Origin of the sequence: Cohnella sp. GbtcB17, from assembly GCF_019091135.1 — a bacterium.
In the GTDB taxonomy this organism is placed as follows: Bacteria; Bacillota; Bacilli; order Paenibacillales; family Paenibacillaceae; genus Cohnella.
Window position 1 is genome coordinate 1 of the sequence record NZ_JAGXJW010000110.1, and the last position, 1,309, is coordinate 1,309.

A 1,309-nucleotide genomic window follows, 5' to 3' on the forward strand; every position below is an offset into this window, starting at 1 on the left:
GGCGATCATGACCCGCTGCCGCATGCCGCCGCTCATCTCATGCGGGAAGGCGCGCATCCGCTCCTCAGGCGCCGGAATACCGACCTTGCCGAGCAGCTCTACCGTGCGCTTCCGCGCCTCCTCCTTGCTTACCTTGCGGTGCGCCCGGATCGTCTCGACGATCTGATCGCCGACTCGATAGAGCGGATCGAGCGCCGACAGCGCGTCCTGGAAGAACATCGAGATCTTGTTGCCGCGAACCTTCGCCATCTCCTTGTCGGTCAGCGGGAGCAGGTCCTCGCCTTCAAGCTTGATCGCCCCGCCGAGCTTCGCGCCCGTCGGCTTGAGATTTAATATGGAGCGAAGCATGACGCTCTTGCCCGAGCCGGACTCGCCAAGCACGACCAGGGTCCGTCCCTTGCGCACCTGCAGCGACACCTCTCTTACGGCCGGCACCATCTTGCCTCCGATCTTGAACTCCGTCACCAGACGATCGATCTGCAGCAGTTCCGTCATGTTGTCAACCTCCTCGTTCGGATTGGGGAAGCCTTTGTGTCACAAATACTAACATACACCTTCACGAAACAGGATATCGAAACATTCTATACCCTCCCCCACCGTCTTTTCGGGTATTTATGTGTTATATTACCTGACAAATAAGACGGCGGTGCTCCGAATGTTCGGTTTTTACACGTCTGCATCTTATACGCAAAATACGCGAACAGCGGACGCCGCCGTTTTATTATCCGATCCCACCAAGGAGGCTTCCGCATTGAAAACGATCAACCCGCAGCTGTCCTACGCCCCCATCCATGAACTGGCGCAGCAGATCGAGAGCCGTCAGCTCTCGCCGGTAGAGCTTGCCGAAGCGTCGATCGAGCGCGCGGCCGGCTTGAATCCGAAGCTGAACGCCTTCGTCACGATGACCGCCGAGCTGGCGCTTGCAGAGGCGCGTCAGGCGGAAGAAGAGATCATGCGCGGCGCATACCGCGGACCGCTGCACGGCATCCCGATCGTGCACAAGGATCTCTATTACACGAAGGGCATCCGCACGACCTGCAGCTCAAAAATTCTGGCCGACTTCGTCCCCGATCACGACGCGACGACCGTCGCCAAGCTCCATGCGGCCGGTTCCGTGCTGCTCGGCAAGGTGCAGACGCATGAATTCGCCTGCGGCGCGTCCACGAGCAGCCCACACTTCGGACCTTGCCTGAATCCTTGGAATACGGATCACGTCCCGGGCGGCTCGAGCGGCGGTTCCGGCGCGGCAGTGGCCGCAGGCATCGCCTATATGGGCACCGGCTCCGATACCGGCGGCTCGATCCGCATC

The 1,309-nt window shown here is 60.5% G+C and carries 2 protein-coding genes; one reads left to right on the top strand and one right to left on the bottom strand.

Annotated elements, in window-relative coordinates; genetic code table 11:
• On the bottom strand, window positions 1-495 hold a 495-nt coding region (locus KVT38_RS32530; RefSeq protein ID WP_217597908.1), incomplete at its 3' end, for an ATP-binding cassette domain-containing protein.
• A gap of 256 nt (window positions 496-751) precedes the next feature.
• Between KVT38_RS32530 and KVT38_RS35095 the strand changes: the two genes are divergently transcribed.
• The coding region (locus tag KVT38_RS35095) for an amidase (protein ID WP_254639734.1) at window positions 752-1,309 on the top strand (558 nt) is incomplete at its 3' end.